General features: G+C 40.8%; 12 protein-coding genes. 7 read left to right on the top strand and 5 right to left on the bottom strand.

Annotation, left to right across the window (positions count from 1 at the left end; genetic code table 11):
• Nucleotides 1-8 precede the first annotated feature (8 nt).
• From RM552_RS09775 to lexA, 4 genes are all read right to left on the bottom strand, one after another.
• Complete coding sequence (locus RM552_RS09775) at nucleotides 9-635, bottom strand: cytochrome c oxidase assembly protein (RefSeq protein ID WP_311368647.1); 627 nt, start codon at nucleotides 633-635, stop codon at nucleotides 9-11.
• A gap of 29 nt (nucleotides 636-664) precedes the next feature.
• Entirely contained in the window at nucleotides 665-2290 is a 1626-nt protein-coding gene (ctaD, locus tag RM552_RS09770; RefSeq protein WP_311368646.1) for a cytochrome c oxidase subunit I, read from the bottom strand.
• 3 nt (nucleotides 2291-2293) lie between these two features.
• The gene (gene coxB, locus RM552_RS09765) at nucleotides 2294-3412 is read right to left on the bottom strand and encodes a cytochrome c oxidase subunit II (RefSeq protein ID WP_311368838.1); all 1119 of its coding nucleotides are present in this window, start codon (nucleotides 3410-3412) and stop codon (nucleotides 2294-2296) included.
• A gap of 313 nt (nucleotides 3413-3725) precedes the next feature.
• Nucleotides 3726-4346: a transcriptional repressor LexA gene (lexA, locus tag RM552_RS09760; RefSeq protein ID WP_311368645.1), complete on the bottom strand. Its 621-nt coding sequence runs from the start codon at nucleotides 4344-4346 to the stop codon at nucleotides 3726-3728.
• Nucleotides 4347-4586: 240 nt separating this feature from the next.
• Between lexA and plsB the strand changes: the two genes are divergently transcribed.
• Nucleotides 4587-7019: a glycerol-3-phosphate 1-O-acyltransferase PlsB gene (gene plsB, locus RM552_RS09755; RefSeq protein ID WP_311368644.1), complete on the top strand. Its 2433-nt coding sequence runs from the start codon at nucleotides 4587-4589 to the stop codon at nucleotides 7017-7019.
• 178 nt (nucleotides 7020-7197) lie between these two features.
• Nucleotides 7198-7851: a LiaF domain-containing protein gene (locus RM552_RS09750; protein WP_311368643.1), complete on the top strand. Its 654-nt coding sequence runs from the start codon at nucleotides 7198-7200 to the stop codon at nucleotides 7849-7851.
• 19 nt (nucleotides 7852-7870) lie between these two features.
• Here RM552_RS09750 and ilvA read toward each other — a convergent pair whose 3' ends face one another.
• On the bottom strand, nucleotides 7871-9406 hold the full coding sequence (gene ilvA / locus RM552_RS09745; protein WP_311368642.1) for a threonine ammonia-lyase, biosynthetic: 1536 nt from the start codon (nucleotides 9404-9406) through the stop codon (nucleotides 7871-7873).
• Between the two features lie 468 nt (nucleotides 9407-9874).
• Here ilvA and RM552_RS09740 point away from each other — a divergent pair, with 468 nt between their 5' ends.
• The 5 genes from RM552_RS09740 (at nucleotide 9875) to RM552_RS09720 (ending at nucleotide 17868) form a co-directional block, all read left to right on the top strand.
• Nucleotides 9875-10870 (top strand): carboxylate-amine ligase, encoded by a 996-nt coding sequence (locus tag RM552_RS09740; protein WP_311368641.1) that lies wholly within the window; start codon nucleotides 9875-9877, stop codon nucleotides 10868-10870.
• A 10-nt stretch (nucleotides 10871-10880) separates the two neighbouring features.
• Nucleotides 10881-11996, top strand: a complete 1116-nt coding sequence (locus RM552_RS09735) for a hypothetical protein (RefSeq protein WP_311368640.1) — start codon at nucleotides 10881-10883, stop codon at nucleotides 11994-11996.
• Nucleotides 11984-12970 carry an HlyD family secretion protein gene (locus RM552_RS09730; protein WP_311368639.1) on the top strand — a complete coding sequence of 329 codons (987 nt, stop codon included), beginning with the start codon at nucleotides 11984-11986 and terminating at the stop codon, nucleotides 12968-12970. The genes RM552_RS09735 and RM552_RS09730 overlap by 13 nt, the downstream gene beginning before the upstream one ends.
• Complete coding sequence (locus RM552_RS09725; RefSeq protein ID WP_311368638.1) at nucleotides 12967-14415, top strand: MFS transporter; 1449 nt, start codon at nucleotides 12967-12969, stop codon at nucleotides 14413-14415. Before RM552_RS09730 ends, RM552_RS09725 begins: the two co-directional genes overlap by 4 nt.
• 183 nt (nucleotides 14416-14598) lie before the next feature.
• Nucleotides 14599-17868 (top strand): WD40/YVTN/BNR-like repeat-containing protein, encoded by a 3270-nt coding sequence (locus tag RM552_RS09720; protein WP_311368637.1) that lies wholly within the window; start codon nucleotides 14599-14601, stop codon nucleotides 17866-17868.
• The last annotated feature ends 136 nt before the right edge of the window (nucleotides 17869-18004 follow it).

Here is an 18004-nt window from a genome sequence, read left to right as displayed (position 1 = left end):
CGTTATCTTTAATTCATCGCCACTACGTCTGCAGGTTGAGCAGATTCAGTAATGTCGTACAAAGTGTATTGTAATGTGAAAAATGTGATGTCTTCTGGAAGTTGAGGGTCGATGTAAAATACCATCGGCATAATTGCTTCTTCACCAGCTTTTAAAGGTTGATGCTGAAAACAAAAACATTCCGTTTTGTTCATATAAAGTGAAGCAGTTCCCGGTGACACAGATGGCACAGCTTGTGCGATTATGTCTCGTTTTGTCGGATTACGCACATAAAAAGCAACTTCACTCATTTTACCAGGATGGACTTTCACTTGCTGAGTTTGAGCTTCAAACTCCCAAGGCATGCCCGAATTTGTTCTGGTTATAAAGTCTACCGTTATCATTCGACTGGTATCGACTTCTACTGCTTCATAAACTGCAGCTTCGTTACTCGTTTTGCCGTTTATGCCAGTAATATCGCAAAAAACATCGTACAAGGGGACTAACGCAAAACCAAAACCAAACATACCCACTACTGCCAGCAGTATTTTGCCAACTGTTTTACTGTGGTTAGGCTGCTCTCGAACAAGAGTTTGATTATTTAAACCAGACTCTTGCTCGTTAGCGCTACTAATATCGATTTTTTGATTAGTCATAGAAACTACTGTTAACTCGTTAACTATTCTTACTTAACCACTGGTGGCGTTTCAAAAGTATGATAAGGCGCAGGAGAAGGAATTTCCCACTCAAGACCTTCGGCTCCTTCCCAAACTTGACTCGAGACAGGTTCACCTTGCTTTCTACATGCTTTAATCAGTAACCATAAGAAGATTAATTGAGATAAACCAAATGCAAAACCACCCACCGATATCCACTTATTGAAATCGGCAAATTGCAATGCGTAATCGGGTATACGGCGAGGCATACCAGCTAAACCTACAAAGTGCATTGGGAAGAACAACACGTTGACCGACACTAAAGAACACCAAAAATGAGCCTTAGCCAAACCTATATCAAACATTTTACCCGTCCATTTTGGTAACCAGTAATACGCAGCTGCCATAATCGAGAATATTGCGCCCGTTACCAATACATAATGGAAGTGAGCAACAACGAAATAAGTATCATGATATTGGAAGTCAACAGGTGTTATTGCAAGCATTAAGCCCGACAGTCCACCAATGGTAAATAGAACAATGAATGCAATGGCGAATAGCATGGGTACTTCAAAACTAATAGAGCCGCGCCACATAGTCGCTACCCAGTTAAATACTTTAACACCAGTCGGCACCGAAATAAGCATAGTCGCTATCATAAAGAACATTTCAGCAAACACTGGCATTCCAGTAGTAAACATGTGATGCGCCCATACAATAAATGAAAGTAAGGCAATAGAGACCGTAGCGTAAACCATCGATGCATAACCAAACAGTTTTTTACGCGAGAAGGTTGGTACGATATGCGAGATGATTCCAAAAGCTGGCAAAATCATAATATATACTTCTGGGTGTCCGAAGAACCAGAATATATGCTGGAACATTACCGGATCACCACCACCAGCAGCATCAAAGAAACTGGTACCGAAGAACTTATCGGTAAGCACCATTGTTACCGCAGCTGCTAAAACTGGCATAACCGCAATTAACAAGAAAGCCGTGATTAGCCAAGTCCAAACAAACATCGGTAGTTTCATATATGTCATGCCAGGAGCACGCATATTGAAAATGGTCACAATAACGTTAATCGCGCCCATAATTGAACTAATACCCATGATATGCACTGAAAAAACAAACAATGCAGTACTGTCACCACTATAAGTAGTAGACAGAGGTGCGTAAAAAGTCCAACCAAATGCCGGACCGCCGCCTTCCATAAACAAAGATGCAAGTAATATTAGGAAAGCGAATGGTAGTATCCAAAAACTCCAGTTGTTCATGCGAGGAAGCGCCATATCTGGCGCACCAATCATCATCGGTACTAACCAGTTTGCCAATCCTGTAAAGGCTGGCATAACCGCACCAAATACCATGATCAATCCATGCACAGTGGTCATTTGATTGAAGAAGTTGGGTTCTACTATTTGTAAACCAGGTTGAAATAACTCAGCACGAATCACCATTGCCATGGCTCCGCCTACCAAGAACATGATAAAAGCAAACCACAAATAGAGAGTGCCTATATCTTTATGGTTAGTGGTAAATAACCAACGAGTTATGCCTTTTGGAATATGATGATGGTGGTCATCATGATGGTCGGCAGCACCATGGTCAGTGCTAGGTGTATCTTGAACATTTTCAGTGGCAGTTGACATACTCTACTCCTCGCCATTCATAATTGCGTTGACATCTTTGGCTTGAACCATATCGCCAGTGTTGTTACCCCAAGCATTTCGCTCGTATGTTGTCACTGCGGCTATTTCCGACATCGTTAATTGACGCGCGAAAGAAGCCATCGACGTACCCGGGCTACCGTTCACGATAATATCGATGTGACCATCGATATCTTCAAGCGCCATTTTGGAGCCTTTCAAAGCTGGGAACACACCGGGTAAACCTTCACCGTTGACTTGGTGACATGCCGCGCAAACCGCTTTGTAAACTCGCTCACCTGTGGTCATTAATTCTTCCATGCTCATATTCATCGCAAGCAAGCGTTGCTCTTCTTCTCTTGCTCTACGCGCAATAGCTTCTTGTTCGTTTACCCATGCTTCATATTCAGCGGGTTCTTTAGCAATAACTACAACCGGCATAAACCCATGGTCTTTGCCGCATAATTCGGCGCATTGACCGCGGTAAATACCCGGTTCGTTTACATTAGTCCAAGCTTCGTTGATAAAACCAGGATTCGCATCTTTTTTGACAGCGAAATCTGGTACCCACCAACTGTGGATAACATCGTCAGAGGTAATTAAAAAACGGACTTTTTTCCCAGTTGGTATAACTAAGGGACGATCAACCTCTAAAAGATAATTTTCGCCTTTGTCGAATTTATTGGCTATTTGCTCGGGCTGAGTTGCTAGCACAGAAAAGAAATCTATATCGTTTTCACGATATTCATAATGCCATTTCCATTGGGAACCAGTGACCAAAATTGTTATATCTGCTTCACTGACGTCTTCCATATCAATTAGGGTATTCGCTGCCGGAACCGCCATAAAAATAAGAATTAGAAATGGAATGACAGTCCACGCGATTTCGACTTTCACACTTTCATGGAAATTAGCCGGTTTCGCTCCTGTAGATTTGCGGTGAGCGAACATGGAATAAAACATGACACCAAACACGACCACAGCGATTACTACACAGATGTAGAACATCAACATATGTAAATCATAAACTTGATGACTAATATCAGACACACCTTTGCGTAAGTTAAGATCGGATCTTCCGGTCTCGACTGCAATTGCTGAAAAGCCGACTGTTGCCAAAGACAACCACGAAATGAATTTTACAAGCTTCACACTAGGACTCCCATTTATGCATTACAACTCTAATACCATAAAAAGCGGCAGTGCTTTCATGGTATTTTTTCGACTTTAGATTAATAACTAGTAATGCAATTGTTTTGATTATGTAAATACCTATATAATCATCGGACAAATCAGGTTAAGAGTCTAGTTTTTTGTTACTTTTTTCTTCTGTTTTGCTCGAGTTTTTCGTGGTGAAGGAAACTTTTATGTACAAAAAAGGCAACTTTTAATCGTTGCCTTGTGATCTAATAATATTTTTAACACTCAATAGTATGTTTTATAATCCTGCGTGATCTCTAATAACGCCTACTGCAAGACCTTCAATCGTGAAAAATTGAGAAGCAAGATCTACCCGTATTGGCGCAAATTCTTCGTTTTCTGCATGCAGTAAAATTTCGCTACCCTTTCGCTCAAAACGTTTGACTGTAACATCTTCATCAACTCGGGCTACCACAACCTGACCGTTATTAACTTGGTCAGTTTTGTGAACAGCCAACAAGTCGCCATCCATTATGCCAATATTTTTCATACTCTCGCCTTTTACTCTAAGCAAAAAGTCGGCGCGAGGATGAAACATGGCTGGATCGAGTTTGAAACGATTTTCGACATGTTCTTGTGCCAATATTGGCTCACCTGCGGCTACTTGACCGATCAATGGTAAACCTTCTTCAACTTCATCTTCCAAATCAACATTTAATTTAATGCCCCTAGATGTACCAGGCAAAATTTCAATCACACCTTTTTTTGCTAGGGCTTTTAGATGCTCTTCTGCTGCGTTAGCAGATTTAAAACCTAATTGCCGCGCAATTTCAGCTCGAGTAGGCGGCATACCTGTGTCAATCATTGTTGTTTTGACTAAATCTAGAACTTCTTGTTGTCGTGGTGTTAGTGGACGCATAAACAGCCTGTTTTTCTATACAGTTGTTGCTAGTATATCCAGTATTGCTTTAGAAGCAACTTTATTTTTCCACCCAAAATAAAGCAACGAACATCAAATCATGCGCTGAATAGCAAAAATATGTTTAACCCATGGTATTCTATTTTGTTAACTTGGCCCCATATAACTAGGCAGATGGCGGCTTTGCCTGTTAATATATCGGGCATAAATGGCCTGTACAAAGGCGACAATGGAGTAGTTATGAATTCGATAGGTCTCTTTTTCAAAAAACTGATCGCCGCCCCCATCGGCTGGATGGTGTCAGTAAAAAGCGTGCCAAACGATTTATCAAACGAACTGGGGATAGACAAAACTCGCCCTATTGTATACTTGTTACAAACCAAATCTTTTACTGATGCTATAGCACTGCAAAAGTCAACCGAAGCGCTAGGTTTACCCGCTCCTAACAAACCACTAACCCTAGTCAACCAAGAGCATAATCGTAGTTATTATTTAGATCGTCCCCAAAGTCTTCTTACTAAACGTATTAAGCCAACCACGATCGAAGAAAATTTCACCAAAATGTTTAACTTGCATAGAGAATTCGAAGACCTTGATGCCCAAGTCGTACCGGTTTTTATTTCTTGGGGTCGCTCAGCAGGAAAGGAAAAATCTGGATTTGCACAGCTTTTAGCCATAAAAGCTTCTCCAAATTGGTTGCGTAAGGCATTTATCGTTTTATTTTTTGGTCGTGACAACTTTGTTAGTTATTCAAAACCGGTTTCAACTCGGGAAATGGCTTCTTTAAAAGGCAGTGACCAACAAATAGCACACAAATTAATAAGAGTGGCACGCACTCATTTCCAGCGTAAACGACAAACATTAAGTGGCCCAACATTATTAGAACGAGAAACACTACATAACTCGTTACTTGGCGCAAAAGCGGTCAAACAAGCGATAGAAGAAGAAAGTCGACAGAAAAAACTCAGCCCAGAAAAAGCCCGGCAGAAAGCAATTAAATATGTGGACGAAATAGCTGCCGATTATCGCGAAGGTCTAATACGGCTTGCCGACCGATTATTAACGCGTATTTGGAACAAGATATATGACGGTATCGATGTATCGCATGCAGAAAGAGTGCGCGAATTAGCAGCCAATGGACATGAAATTATTTATGTACCTTGTCATAAAAGTCATATGGATTATTTATTGCTGACTTATGTGATTTATCATGAAGGATTGGTCACGCCACATATCGCTGCCGGTATTAACTTAAATTTTTGGCCAGCTGGCCCAATTTTTAGGCGCTGCGGGGCGTTTTTCTTACGTCGCAGTTTTGCAGGCAATAAGCTATACAGTTCAATATTTAGAGAATATCTAGAATTACTGTTTAATAAAGGTTACTCCGTTAAGTATTTCCCTGAAGGCGGTCGTAGCAGAACAGGTCGTTTACTACCTCCCAAAACTGGCATGCTAGCCATGACCATACAAGCTGTAACCAAAGGCGTAAAAAGGCCCGTATCTATCGTGCCCGTTTACCTTGGGTATGAGCACGTTATGGAAGTTAAGAGTTACCAAAAAGAACTCAAAGGAAAATCCAAGAAGAAAGAGTCACCTACTCAAGTTTTCTCTGCTATCAGAAAATTAAAAAACTATGGGCATGGCTATGTCAATTTTGGCGAACCTATCGCCTTGCATACATACTTAGATGAACAAGTATCTGACTGGCGTGAACAAATTCCTGAAGGCGACAAAAAGCCCAAATGGCTAACACCTACCGTGAATAATCTTGCCACCAAAATAATGACCACAATTAATAAAAATGCGGCATTAAATGGGACTGCACTATTAGCCTTTTGCTTATTGTCATCTAAAACACAAATTATGAGTAAAGACGAATTAGTCACCGCCGTCACTGACTTTTTGGCAATATTCAAAGCTAATCCATATAGTGATGATGCTACTTTCCCTAGTGCAGAGGCAAGCGAAATTGTTAATCGCACCTTAGCCTTAAATCGCTTTCAACAAACCCAAGATAAGTATGGTGAAATGGTTTCTCCCAAACCAGACAATGCTCTACTACTTACCTTTTACCGCAATAACATTATGCATATGTTTGCGCTTCCTAGCTTGGTAATGGCAGCTGTATTCGCCCATAAGAAATTAAGCAAATCGGCATTGTTAGGGTTAGTTCAAGATCTATATCCAATGCTAAAGCGTGAGTTTTTTATGCATATGAACATAGAACAAGCCATTGCATACGTTGATTCTTTATTACCTTACTTACTTCAACAAGGCTTTTTGCAGCAGTCTGACGAATTAATTAGCATACCTGAAACAAGCTCGAAGGGATTTCACAGTGCTTGGTTAATGAGTCGGAGTATGCAAGAGACTTGGCAGCGGTATGCCGTTGTATTAAGGGTCTTAGAAACCGAAAAAAATATTGGCCGCTCACAATTAGAACGCCAATCAACTACTGTTGCAGAAAGACTGTCTATTTTATTTGGAATGCACTCGCCTGAGTTTTATGACAAGAATGTATTGGGTACTTTTGTAAATGCTTTACGCGAAAACAAGCTTGTTGAAAGCCACGAAGACGGTAGCTTAGGTTTTTCTGATGCGAGTAAGACTTTGAAAGATGCAATTGAACCTCTTGTTTGGCCAGAAATTATTCAACATTTGGAACGCATTTAAACTCATATTTTTTTGCGAAATACACTAAGTTGTAGTGATTTTACTCAACAGAATGAATCCCAAAAAACATAGGTCATTGTTTTTAAATCATTTTATTTTTGGCACGCGCTATGCTTTTAAATGGACTCATGGCTGAAATAACCCCCTAAAATCGCCAATAGAATTAAAGGACATAAAAATGACTGTAAAGTTAGAAGATCGCCCAAGAGAACAGGTAAAAGAAGAAGTTATCGATACCCTCATTCATAACTACAGTCATGGTTTTATCTCAAATGAAGCGTTTGAGCGCAGGCTCGATAAAGTCATTGCGGCGACTAGTAATCAGGCAATGCTAGATGAAATCGAAGATTTATCAGACGCTCCTGATGACACAATAAAACAACATAAGCAAAAACAATTCTCGGTCAATTATGCCAACAATGAAGTTGAAGAAAGCGAAAACATGATAAGTGTTCTTTCTGAAACTGACCGTAGCGGTGTATGGGAAGTACCCAAATTAATCAAAGTGTACTCTATTCTTGGTAGCGCAAAAATAGATTTCACTGATGCTCGGTTTTCCTCACCCAATGTGCGTATTAAAATAATTAGCTTCATGGGTAGCGAGCGAATTTTTGTGCCCGAAAACGTTAATATTGTTTCTAAGGCGGTTTGCGTATTGGGCAGTGTAAAAAACCGCGCTGCGTCTATAGCCCCTTCTCAAGCGCCAACAATCACTGTGGAAGGCGTAATAATTTTAAGTGACTTGACGATTAAAATTCGCACTACTGTGAAAGAAAAATTTATTGCATTTGCTAATCAAATGAAAGAAATGTTTGATCCAAACAAGATGTAAATGCCTCTACTGGGGCTAACTAGCGAGCGGATAAAAAGAACTCATAAGCTGGATCATTAACATGTTCTCGGACGTCAAAATCGAGTTCGTCCAAATAGCGCTGGAAACTAGCTCTTTGTTCATGACTCAGTTCAAAACCAACTAATACCATGCCTTGAGCGGCGCCGTGATTACGATAATGAAACAAGGTAATATTCCAAGATTCACCCAAAGTATTTAAAAAGTGCATCAATGCCCCAGGATACTCAGGAAAAGAAAAACTAAAAACACTTTCTTCAAATTGTACTTTTGGGCGGCCACCTACCATGTGTCTAACATGCAATTTCGCAAGTTCATTTTGTGACATATCAAAACAATCATACCCTTTGGAAGTCAGTTTACTCATCAAAGCTGCAAATTCTTCAGCGCCATTTCGTAGCTTTACGCCCACAAAAATATGTGCTTCTTCGGTACCGCTAAAACGATAATTAAATTCGGTAATTACTATTCCACCTAGTAGCGTACAAAAAGCTTTGAACGCACCTTTAGTTTCAGGGATTTTTACTGCGAATACTGCTTCTTTCTGTTCACCTAGCTCGCACCGCTCCGACACATAACGCAAAGTATGGAAATTGATATTAGCGCCGCATAACACTCCGGCCATGCTTTTACCTACTGTCTCATGCTCTCGACAATATTTTCGGATAGCGGCAATCGACAGCGCACCAGCAGGTTCTGCAATCACTCGGGTGTCATCAAAAATATCTTTAATAGCGGTACATATTTCATCATTTGATACTGTCATCACATCATCGACAAATTGCTTGCATATCTCAAATGGTTCCTCACCAATTATTTTCACTGCAACACCGTCAGCAAAAATACCAACATGATCAAGCATGACAGGTTTACCTGCTTCGAGCGCAGCTTTTAAGCAAGCGGATTCTTCTGACTCCACAGCAATAATTTTAATTTCAGGTTTTATTTGTTTTATAAACACTGCCATACCAGCAGCTAATCCCCCTCCACCAACAGCAACAAATAAAATATCAATATGGTTCAATTGTTCTAGGAGTTCTTTGGCAATAGTCCCTTGACCAGCAATGACGTCAGGGTGGTCAAAAGGAGGGATCATAGACAAAGATTTTTCTGTACATAATTGACTAGCATATGCGCTCGCTTGATCAAAACTGGTGCCATGCTGAATGACAGTCGCAAAATCCCCACCAAAGTGTTTGACTGCATTTACTTTTATATCGGGGGTGGTTTCAGGCATCACGATAGTCGCTTTAATGCCCATCGCATTCGCTGCGTATGCAACACCTTGTGCATGATTTCCAGCAGAAGCAGCGATAACGCCAGCGGCTTTTTGCTCATTGCTTAACTGAGCCATGCAGTTGTAAGCTCCGCGTAATTTGAAGGACTTAACCGGCTGTTGGTCTTCTCGTTTTAAGAAAATATGGTTACCCAGCTGTTTTGATAAGCTTTCGAGCTTGCTTGTATCGCTTACTTTAACAGCATCGTAAATTGGGGCTTTAAGTATGTTTACCAAATATTCAGAAACAGTTCTCATCATCTAATTCTGCTCACGTATCAAGTTGCGGATATATACTACTACTGAACCCAAATTTGGCATCAGTCTCTCCTTTTTATATTTATAAGATATTGTAAACATTAAATGTGGGTAACGCTTGTTGTTTTTAATTTTAATTTCCAGGCTTAGATACTTGAACATAATTCGTCAATAATGAAAAAAGCCCAACATAAATAGGGTTTTAGAAAAGAAATCTCTTACTTAGCGAAGCCCCAACAGTGTCCTGAAACACAAAATTATTCTAAAATAGTTAAAAACCTTAGAATGTAAAACATCTTTGAAATTATTGAAAAAAATTTTAGATCTAAAGCTTGTCAAGTATCGTAAATTATTCCTAGATATAAAAAAGTATACCTTATTAAAAAAATATCGTAGAATAGGTTCCATAAAGTAGACTTTTGTAGTGAAAAGAGTCTCAAAATAATAAGTAAAAAGCATTCGGGGACGGATATGCTTACATACGGGATAGAAGAAGAATTTATGTGGTTAAGTAGGGATGGCAGACAATCTGCCCTCCCTCCTTTTGATGTCTGGGATTCGCCAACTGAAAATTTTTCGCTAAGCAAAGAGACACATTTGGGTGTCGTTGAGATTTCAAGCCATATACTCACTTCATTTCGAGATGTAGCACGCCATTGCTCAAATAGTCGAGCATGGCTTCACGCCCAGGCAAACATTCACGACGCCACTGTTTTTGCTGGTGGTACGCATCCTACACTTAAATGGCAAAACGAACCTTTAGTTGACACTGAATATCATGGAAAGACCTTAGAGCGTTACGGTGAAGTACTAAAACGCGGATTAGTGTTTGGCATGCATGGTCACATTGGTGGTATTACTGAAGAAGATATGCCCAGAGTCTTCAATACCTTGCGTTCTTATTTGCCTATTTTTTTAGCGATGAGTGCAAACTCACGTGAATTTGCTGGCAGAGATACCGGAATGGAATGCTACCGCATGACTGCATTTTCTAGCTTACCTCGCACCGGCATACCTGACGTTATTAGCAGTGCGAAAAGTGAAATAGCGAAGCTGAATCATTTGGTTAATCAAAAAGTCCTTGAACGAACTACCGAGCTTTGGTTTGATGCGCGATACCACCCAGTTTATCGTACTATCGAAGTGCGCAATATGGATATGCAGGCTAACAGTCAGCTAGCCAGTGCAATGCTAACGCTTATGTTTGCAGTTGTTGAACAAATTCATCGAAAAAACACAGTATTAGAAAATTGGAAAGCACCTACTAGCCTTATCAACGAAAATCGGTGGATTGCAATGCGTGATGGCAAAAATGCCTGCTTATTCAATGACCAGTATGAGCAAGTAGAGATGAGCACAATTATGCATACCTTGATCGCTAAAACTAAAAAACGCCTTCCCGAGGCAGCATTGCAAACGCTTTGTGAACACTTTAACGTGAACGTAGAAGAAACAACAGTTGTATGACAATTTTTGCATGGCGTACTCACGCCAAGCGCTAATAAATTCAAAACGCATAGCTAAACGATGGCCACACCCATCAACAGAGATTTTTTTGCATCATCCGATATTTTTTGCGCAAAAAAAACTGGATGCTTGGGCAAAAAAAGCCTGCCAAATTGCAGATTTGCTTACCAACAATAAAGTTTACTCTCCAGGCATTGAAGCACTCAATAAAACTCTTAAAACTGATACACCCGACTGCTTTAGCGTTGATTTCGCAATAGTAGAAACAAATGGTGACCTCGACATCAAGCTTATTGAGGCACAAGCTTTCCCTTCAGCTATGAGTCTAATGTTAGATTTAGAAGACCTCTATGCACCTGATTCTACACTTTGCCAAACAAGTACACATACTAGGCGCAAGCTCGTCGAAGACACTATTACGCATGGTTTGCCTGCCCACCATCTAGTAATGTTAGATCAAAATATTATTCGCCAAGGCACAGCAGACGATTTCATGAGCAGCTTACACATCGCTTCGCCTCGTTCTATATTGGACATATACCCGTACAAAAGAAAATGGATGCATTGGTGCGATAATGGTGTGCAAAGTATCAAACGCTGCTATCACCGCTCAATTTTTCATACTCTAAACGACGACGAACAGACCCTTTTGCTGAATTTACTAAAACATAAAAACATAAGCCATTTCAACCATCCAGCTTGGTATTACAAGGTCGATAAAGCCTCTTTAAGTCGAATATCTCATGATACTCTCCCAAAAACCTTTGCCTTAGATAATGCCAAAGAGTTTGATTTAAACAACATGGTGCTTAAGCATCCTAATGGCTTTGGAGGAAAAGAAGTATTCCTGTCTCCTAGCTTAGAGGAGGTAGAGCAAGCACCTAAAAATTCTATTCTGCAAGAAAGAATTGAATATGCGGCATTTCATCCAACATTAAAAAGTGACAACAAGTTGCGTGTTGAGCTAAGATTTATGTTGTTATGGAACGAGCAGGGTTACACGCCCGTTACCTCTTTGGCACGCGCAACTTACGATGGAAATTTAATGCGACACAAACAAAAACAATACCCAGGTGAAGGCTATACCTGTGCTATGGGATACCGAGAAGACGAATGTTCCGAATAGCTCTATTGGTTATAACCCTGATTATTGGTGTATCTGTTACGTTTATTGACTGGCGAATATACACCAAACCTAAAACCGATATCGCTTTTGTCGATGGCCAACAATATAGGCCTGCAAGTGTTCTCAATGCTTTGGTAGTTGAACAGACGGTCAAAGAAGGTGAATTGGTTACACTAGGCCAAGAATTATTTGTATTAGATACAAAGAAACATGAAAATGTAACATTGAGTTTGACTGCCTCATTGCTAACACTTACTAACGAACTCAACAATACTGAAATCGATTTACCCGGATTAAGAGCAAGAGCTGAGCGAGTAGAAAAATCAGTAAACGACACCTCCAGTATGATTGAATACACTCAATCGCGTTTATCTCAATTTAGAACATTAGGCGAAAACGCCTCGCAAACGGTAGTAGACAACACCACATTTGCGCTAAACACACAGCAGCAACAACTTGCTACTCATCAGAAGTTAGAAATAGATTTGCTTAATCAAATCGCTTCATTAACTCAACGTCAAAGAGACATAAAAGACGAAATAGCCCTGTTAAATAGACAAATAGACTTACATAAAAAAATAAAAAATGACCATGTTATCGTGTCGCCTATTAGCGGTGTAGTTAATAAAATTATGGTCAAAAAAGGTGAGGTTGCGACTGCTGGCAATGCCATGATAGATATCATCGACAACCAAAATCTCTACATTACTGCGTATTTTATTGAATCGTATTTAAGTCAGATACAAATAGGCGACGAGGCTGATATCTTATTCGACGCTTATCCCGACCCAGTGGTTGGCACGGTGCTTCAAATAGAGCCCATTGCTGGAGCAAAAGTATCAGGAGTTTCCCCTAATTATTCCTCGGGAAGTTATACCCGGTTAACGCAAAAAATTCCGGTGCGCATAGCCTTTGAAACTCCCTCAGAAACACATATTGCACTGGGAATGTCGGCTAAAGTTTCGATAAAATGAAAATGTCATTGCCGTTTTCGGTTTATGCGGCTTTTTTAGGCGCTTTTGCCGCTATATTTGCGCTTAATGCAGTGAGCGCTAGCACTGCTTTGTTATCTAACTTTTATGCTGCCACCTTACCAGAAATGTCTAAGGCAACTTCAATATACTTAGTTGCTGAAATTACTTTTATGTCAACCATTCCCATTTGGTTGCGATTTTTCAGCCCTGAGCGTTTGTTAAATTTGGCTGGTGCCGGTTTTTTGTTGAGTTCATTAGCAGCTTTCTCAGTAGTTCAAATAGATAGCTTTGTTTTGGTCAGAGCGTTACAGGGAGCTTTTGGTGGTTTACTGTTACCTTTACCATACATTCTGATTAAAACCCAAGTGGATAATGAACAGCAAAAAAGCGCGATAACTGCGTTTACTGCACTCACCATTACCGCCCCTATTTTAGGCCCGCTGGTCGGTTTATCATTGCCGGTAGAGCTAATTTCTTATATGTTTATCTTTATTGCGTTTATTGCCCTGCCTTGCTTATTCGTAAAATCCAACGCGCTTAAAAACACACAAGTCTCGTCTGCACCCGATAAATTATCGTATCCAAATCTAGCAGGATTTATTTGTTTGTGTCTTGGTTTTGGTTTGATTGTATGGGCTTTAGAACATTTTTATTTATGGGACGGTCTTAGCGATAAACACATAAGGGCTCTCGTTTTTGCCGGACTTACTTTCACAATTGCGGGGCTAATATGGCAAAGCCTGCAAAAGCAACCGTTGTTTGACTTACGATTGTTTAAGTATGTAGAAAGTGCGACTGTGTTGATGATGTCGGCTTTAATGGGCGTGATTGTTTATGGCTTGTTGTATTTAGTACCGTATTATTTAATTACTGTGCACAATGCAACACCGCAAACCATTTTTAAAGTAATATTATTTGCTGCAGTACCACAAATTATATTACTGCCGATTTTTATCAAAGTCCGCGACAAGTTTCCTGCCTATTCACTTATTTCTTTGGCTTTTGTTGTGCTGGGCGCTATGAGTGTAGTGCTTTCCAGTATGGGAGTCGATTTTGGACCCGATCAATTCTTGACTGTTCAGTTGTTACGATCCTTAGGCTTACTGCTGTTAGTGTTACCTTTATCAATGATAATGTTAAGCGCCGCGCCAGCTGAATTAAGTTCAAGCATGGGAACACAATATAGCTTTTTCCGTACTCTAGGTGGTGCTTTTAGCATAGCTGGCATAACCGCTTACATCAACACGCGTGCTAACACCTATCGTTTAGACAACTTGGCATATGGCGAACCAAATGAAAACCTAAACTCCTTAAGTTATGTGTATGCATTTAATGATGCTTTTGGTTATTTAAGCTATGCACTCTTCGCATGCGCTGCATTGTCTGGATACTTTTACTTCTTTCATAAAAAATCTAAAAATAGTGTTGAGATAAGCACATCCTAGTCTCATTCGCTTTATGCTGTTGGATTATCATTTATATACAGACATTATCGTAGTCGCTTAAACTGGCTGAAATATCAAATACTTGTATACTGTGTTTTAACGTTGTTTGTATAAAACAGGGTCTGTTCATTTTGTAGAATGATTTAGACAACAAAACGGAATCTTCGAAATAGGAAAAATAATATGAAGAAATTTCTCCATGCGGCGCTAACTGCGTCTCTCATGCTATCTTGCAATTTTTCTCTAGCTGACAAATCTGATGATAAAAAAGACAAAGCCTTTAGCAGCAGTACCTTTAAATCGATGGAATTTCGCAACATTGGCCCGGCTTATATGTCTGGCCGGATTGCAGATATTGAAGTTGACCAAAAAAATCCATCAACATGGTACACCGCAGTGGGTTCAGGCGGTGTTTGGAAAACCGAGAATTCGGGTACCACATGGACACCTATTTTTGACAAACAGGCCGTATATTCCACTGGTGACGTCACGATTGATCCGAGTAATTCAGATATTATTTGGGTCGGTACAGGTGAAAATAACGGTGGTCGTCATATCAGTTTTGGTGACGGCATTTACAAATCTTTAGATGGTGGTGAAACTTGGAAAAATATGGGCTTGAAAGCATCCGAGCGCATTTCCGATATTATTATCCATCCAAATGATTCAAATACGGTTTGGGCGGCAGTGCAAGGTCCACTTTGGACCAGTGGCGGTGAACGTGGCCTATTCAAAACAAGCGACGGCGGTAAAAATTGGGAATTAGTATTAACACCCGAAGATGAATGGACCGGTGTTACGTCGTTACTTATCGATCCGCGCAATCCAGACAAGCTGTATGCAGCGACTTGGTCTCGTCAACGCACGGTTGCGGCCTATGTAGGGACTGGCCCAGGCTCAGGCATACACACTTCTGACGATGGTGGTGAAACCTGGACGGAGTTAAAAACAGGTTTACCTAGTGGAAATATGGGTAAAATTGGCATGGCTATTTCGCCTATTAACCCAGATGTTGTTTATGCAACAATTGAAATCGATAACCGTAAAGGCGGATTTTATCGCTCCGATAATCAAGGTGCGAGTTGGACCAAATTATCAGACGAAGTGGGCGGTGGAACAGGTCCGCACTATTACCAAGAAATTTTTGCCGACCGCCATCAGTTTGACCGCGTCTATATTGCTAGTAATTACAGCAAAGTGTCGGATGATGGTGGCGAAACTTGGACACCTATTAGCACACGTCGTAAACACGTTGATGATCACGCTATGGCATTCCATCCCACCGATCCAGATTTTGTGCTCATCGGTTCTGATGGTGGTATTTATATGTCGCACGATCGCATGGAAAACTGGCGCTTTATTGCTAACTTGCCATTGACCCAGTTTTACAAAGTGGCCGCTGACGATTCACAACCTTTTTATATGGTGTATGCAGGCGCGCAAGACAACTCTACTCAAGGCGGCCCATCACGAACAAACCGCACAGAAGGTATCAAGAACAAAGATTGGTTCCTTACACTTGGTGGCGATGGGCATCAACCTGCTACGGAACCCGGTAATCCGGACATAATGTACTCTCAGTGGCAGCAAGGTAACTTAACTCGTATTGACCGTAAAACTAAAGAAGGCGTTTACATTAAACCTCAACCGCGTCCGGGTGAACCAGCTGAACGTTATAACTGGGATGCGCCAATTAATGTTTCTACCCATGATCCAAAGCGGATTTATTTTGCTTCACAAAGAGTGTGGCGTTCAGATAACCGAGGTGATAGTTGGACGCCATTGTCAGGCGATTTAACCAAAAACGAAAACCGTATGCACATGCCAATGATGGGAAGAACTTGGTCGGTAGAAGCCGGTTGGGATATCTATGCCATGTCCGAATACCACACTATCGCAAATTTTTCAGAGAGCCCAGTAGACGAAGATATTTTATGGGTAGGAACGGATGATGGACTGATTCAGGTAACTACAGACGGTGGTAAAAATTGGAAAAAAATCGACCTTGATGATGTAAGAGGAGTTCCTGAAACCGCCTACGTGAATGACATCCGTGCTGATTTGTACGACCCGAATACTGTTTATGTTGCGTTAGATAACCATAAGTATGGCGATTTTAAACCCTACCTTATTAAGTCAACCAACCTTGGGAAAAAGTGGACTTCAATCGCCGACACTATCCCAGACAAGCATTTAGTTTGGCGCATTGTTCAAGATCATGTAAACAAAAACTTAATGTTTATCGGCACTGAATTTGGCATCTTTTTTACAGTTGATGGTGGCGAAAAATGGCTAGAACTTGAAGGCGGTATACCCACTATTTCAACTCGCGATGTAAAAATCCAACGCCGCGAAAACGATTTGGTTGCCGGTACTTTTGGACGTGGTATTTATATTCTTGATGATTATGCACCGCTGCGTCAATTGACCGAAGAATCTATGGAAAGTGACGCTCTGTTATTTGCACCGAGTCGTCCTGTGAAGTGGTTCCAGCTTGATCGAAACCACACCCGAACCGATGGTGACGACCGTTATGCTGCTAAAAACCCTGAGCACGGTGCAACTTTGACTTATTACTTGAAGGATAGTCTGTTGACTGCCAAAGAGTTGCGTCAAAAAGCTGAAAAGGAAATGGTTAAAAAAGAAGATTACCCTAAATATCCAAGTTGGGAGGCCATCGAAGCAGAAAATCAGCAAGCCAAACCTGCCGTTTATATTGAAATACATGATGACGATGGGGATTTTGTGAACCGCATTGAGGGGCAATCGCAAAAAGGTCTGCATCGTATTACTTGGGACATGACTTATGCAAGCAATAGGGCAGTTACCTCAAGTAAAGAAGAGTCCGGCTGGCGTAACAGAGGGTTAACTGCCATGCCAGGAAAGTATACAGCCACCTTATTTAAACGTGTTGGCGCTGATGTGACTCAGCTAGCCCAACCGGTCGAACTAGAGCTGAAATCGATTTATCAAAAAGCCCTAGAGGGACCAGATGAACAGGAAATCGAGAACTTCAGTAATGCAATTATTGCTGCTCAAAAACGTTCTTCTATAAGCTCATTAATGCTTGATGAAATTGATTCGACTATGCAGGCTGTGCGCAAAGCAATCGACCGTACACCCTCAAATGTTGCGGCATTGGAATCGCAGTTTGCGAGTATTCAATCAGAAATTAATGCCATCAATTTTGAGTTGAATGGCCTTGAGTCAAGAAATCGTAAAGGGGCAAAACCGGCTAATATCAATAGCAGGTTGGGCTATGCGATGTCGGCAATGCGTTCTTCTTATGGTCCTACGCAGCAACACCGTGAACAATTAGGCTTTGCTAACGAAGGCTTAGATGCGGTAAGCAAACGTGTCAACACTGTTTACGAAACCACACTACCTGCACTGCAAAATGCAATAGTTGAAACAGGTGGTCCATGGACAGCAGGAGCATCTGCCACGCGTTAACAACATACTTTAAACACTTAAAGGATGCTGTTTAGTAAATTAAGTAATGTCTAAGCGGCTGGTCTTACATAAGGCCAGCCTGTTACTTACAATTTGATGCATTGCTGTATACCCAATTCAACTTTTACACGATACT

The organism is Glaciecola petra, assembly GCF_031846345.1.
GTDB lineage: Bacteria > Pseudomonadota > Gammaproteobacteria > Enterobacterales > Alteromonadaceae > Glaciecola > Glaciecola petra.
This window is presented reverse-complemented; position numbering and strand designations above follow the sequence as displayed.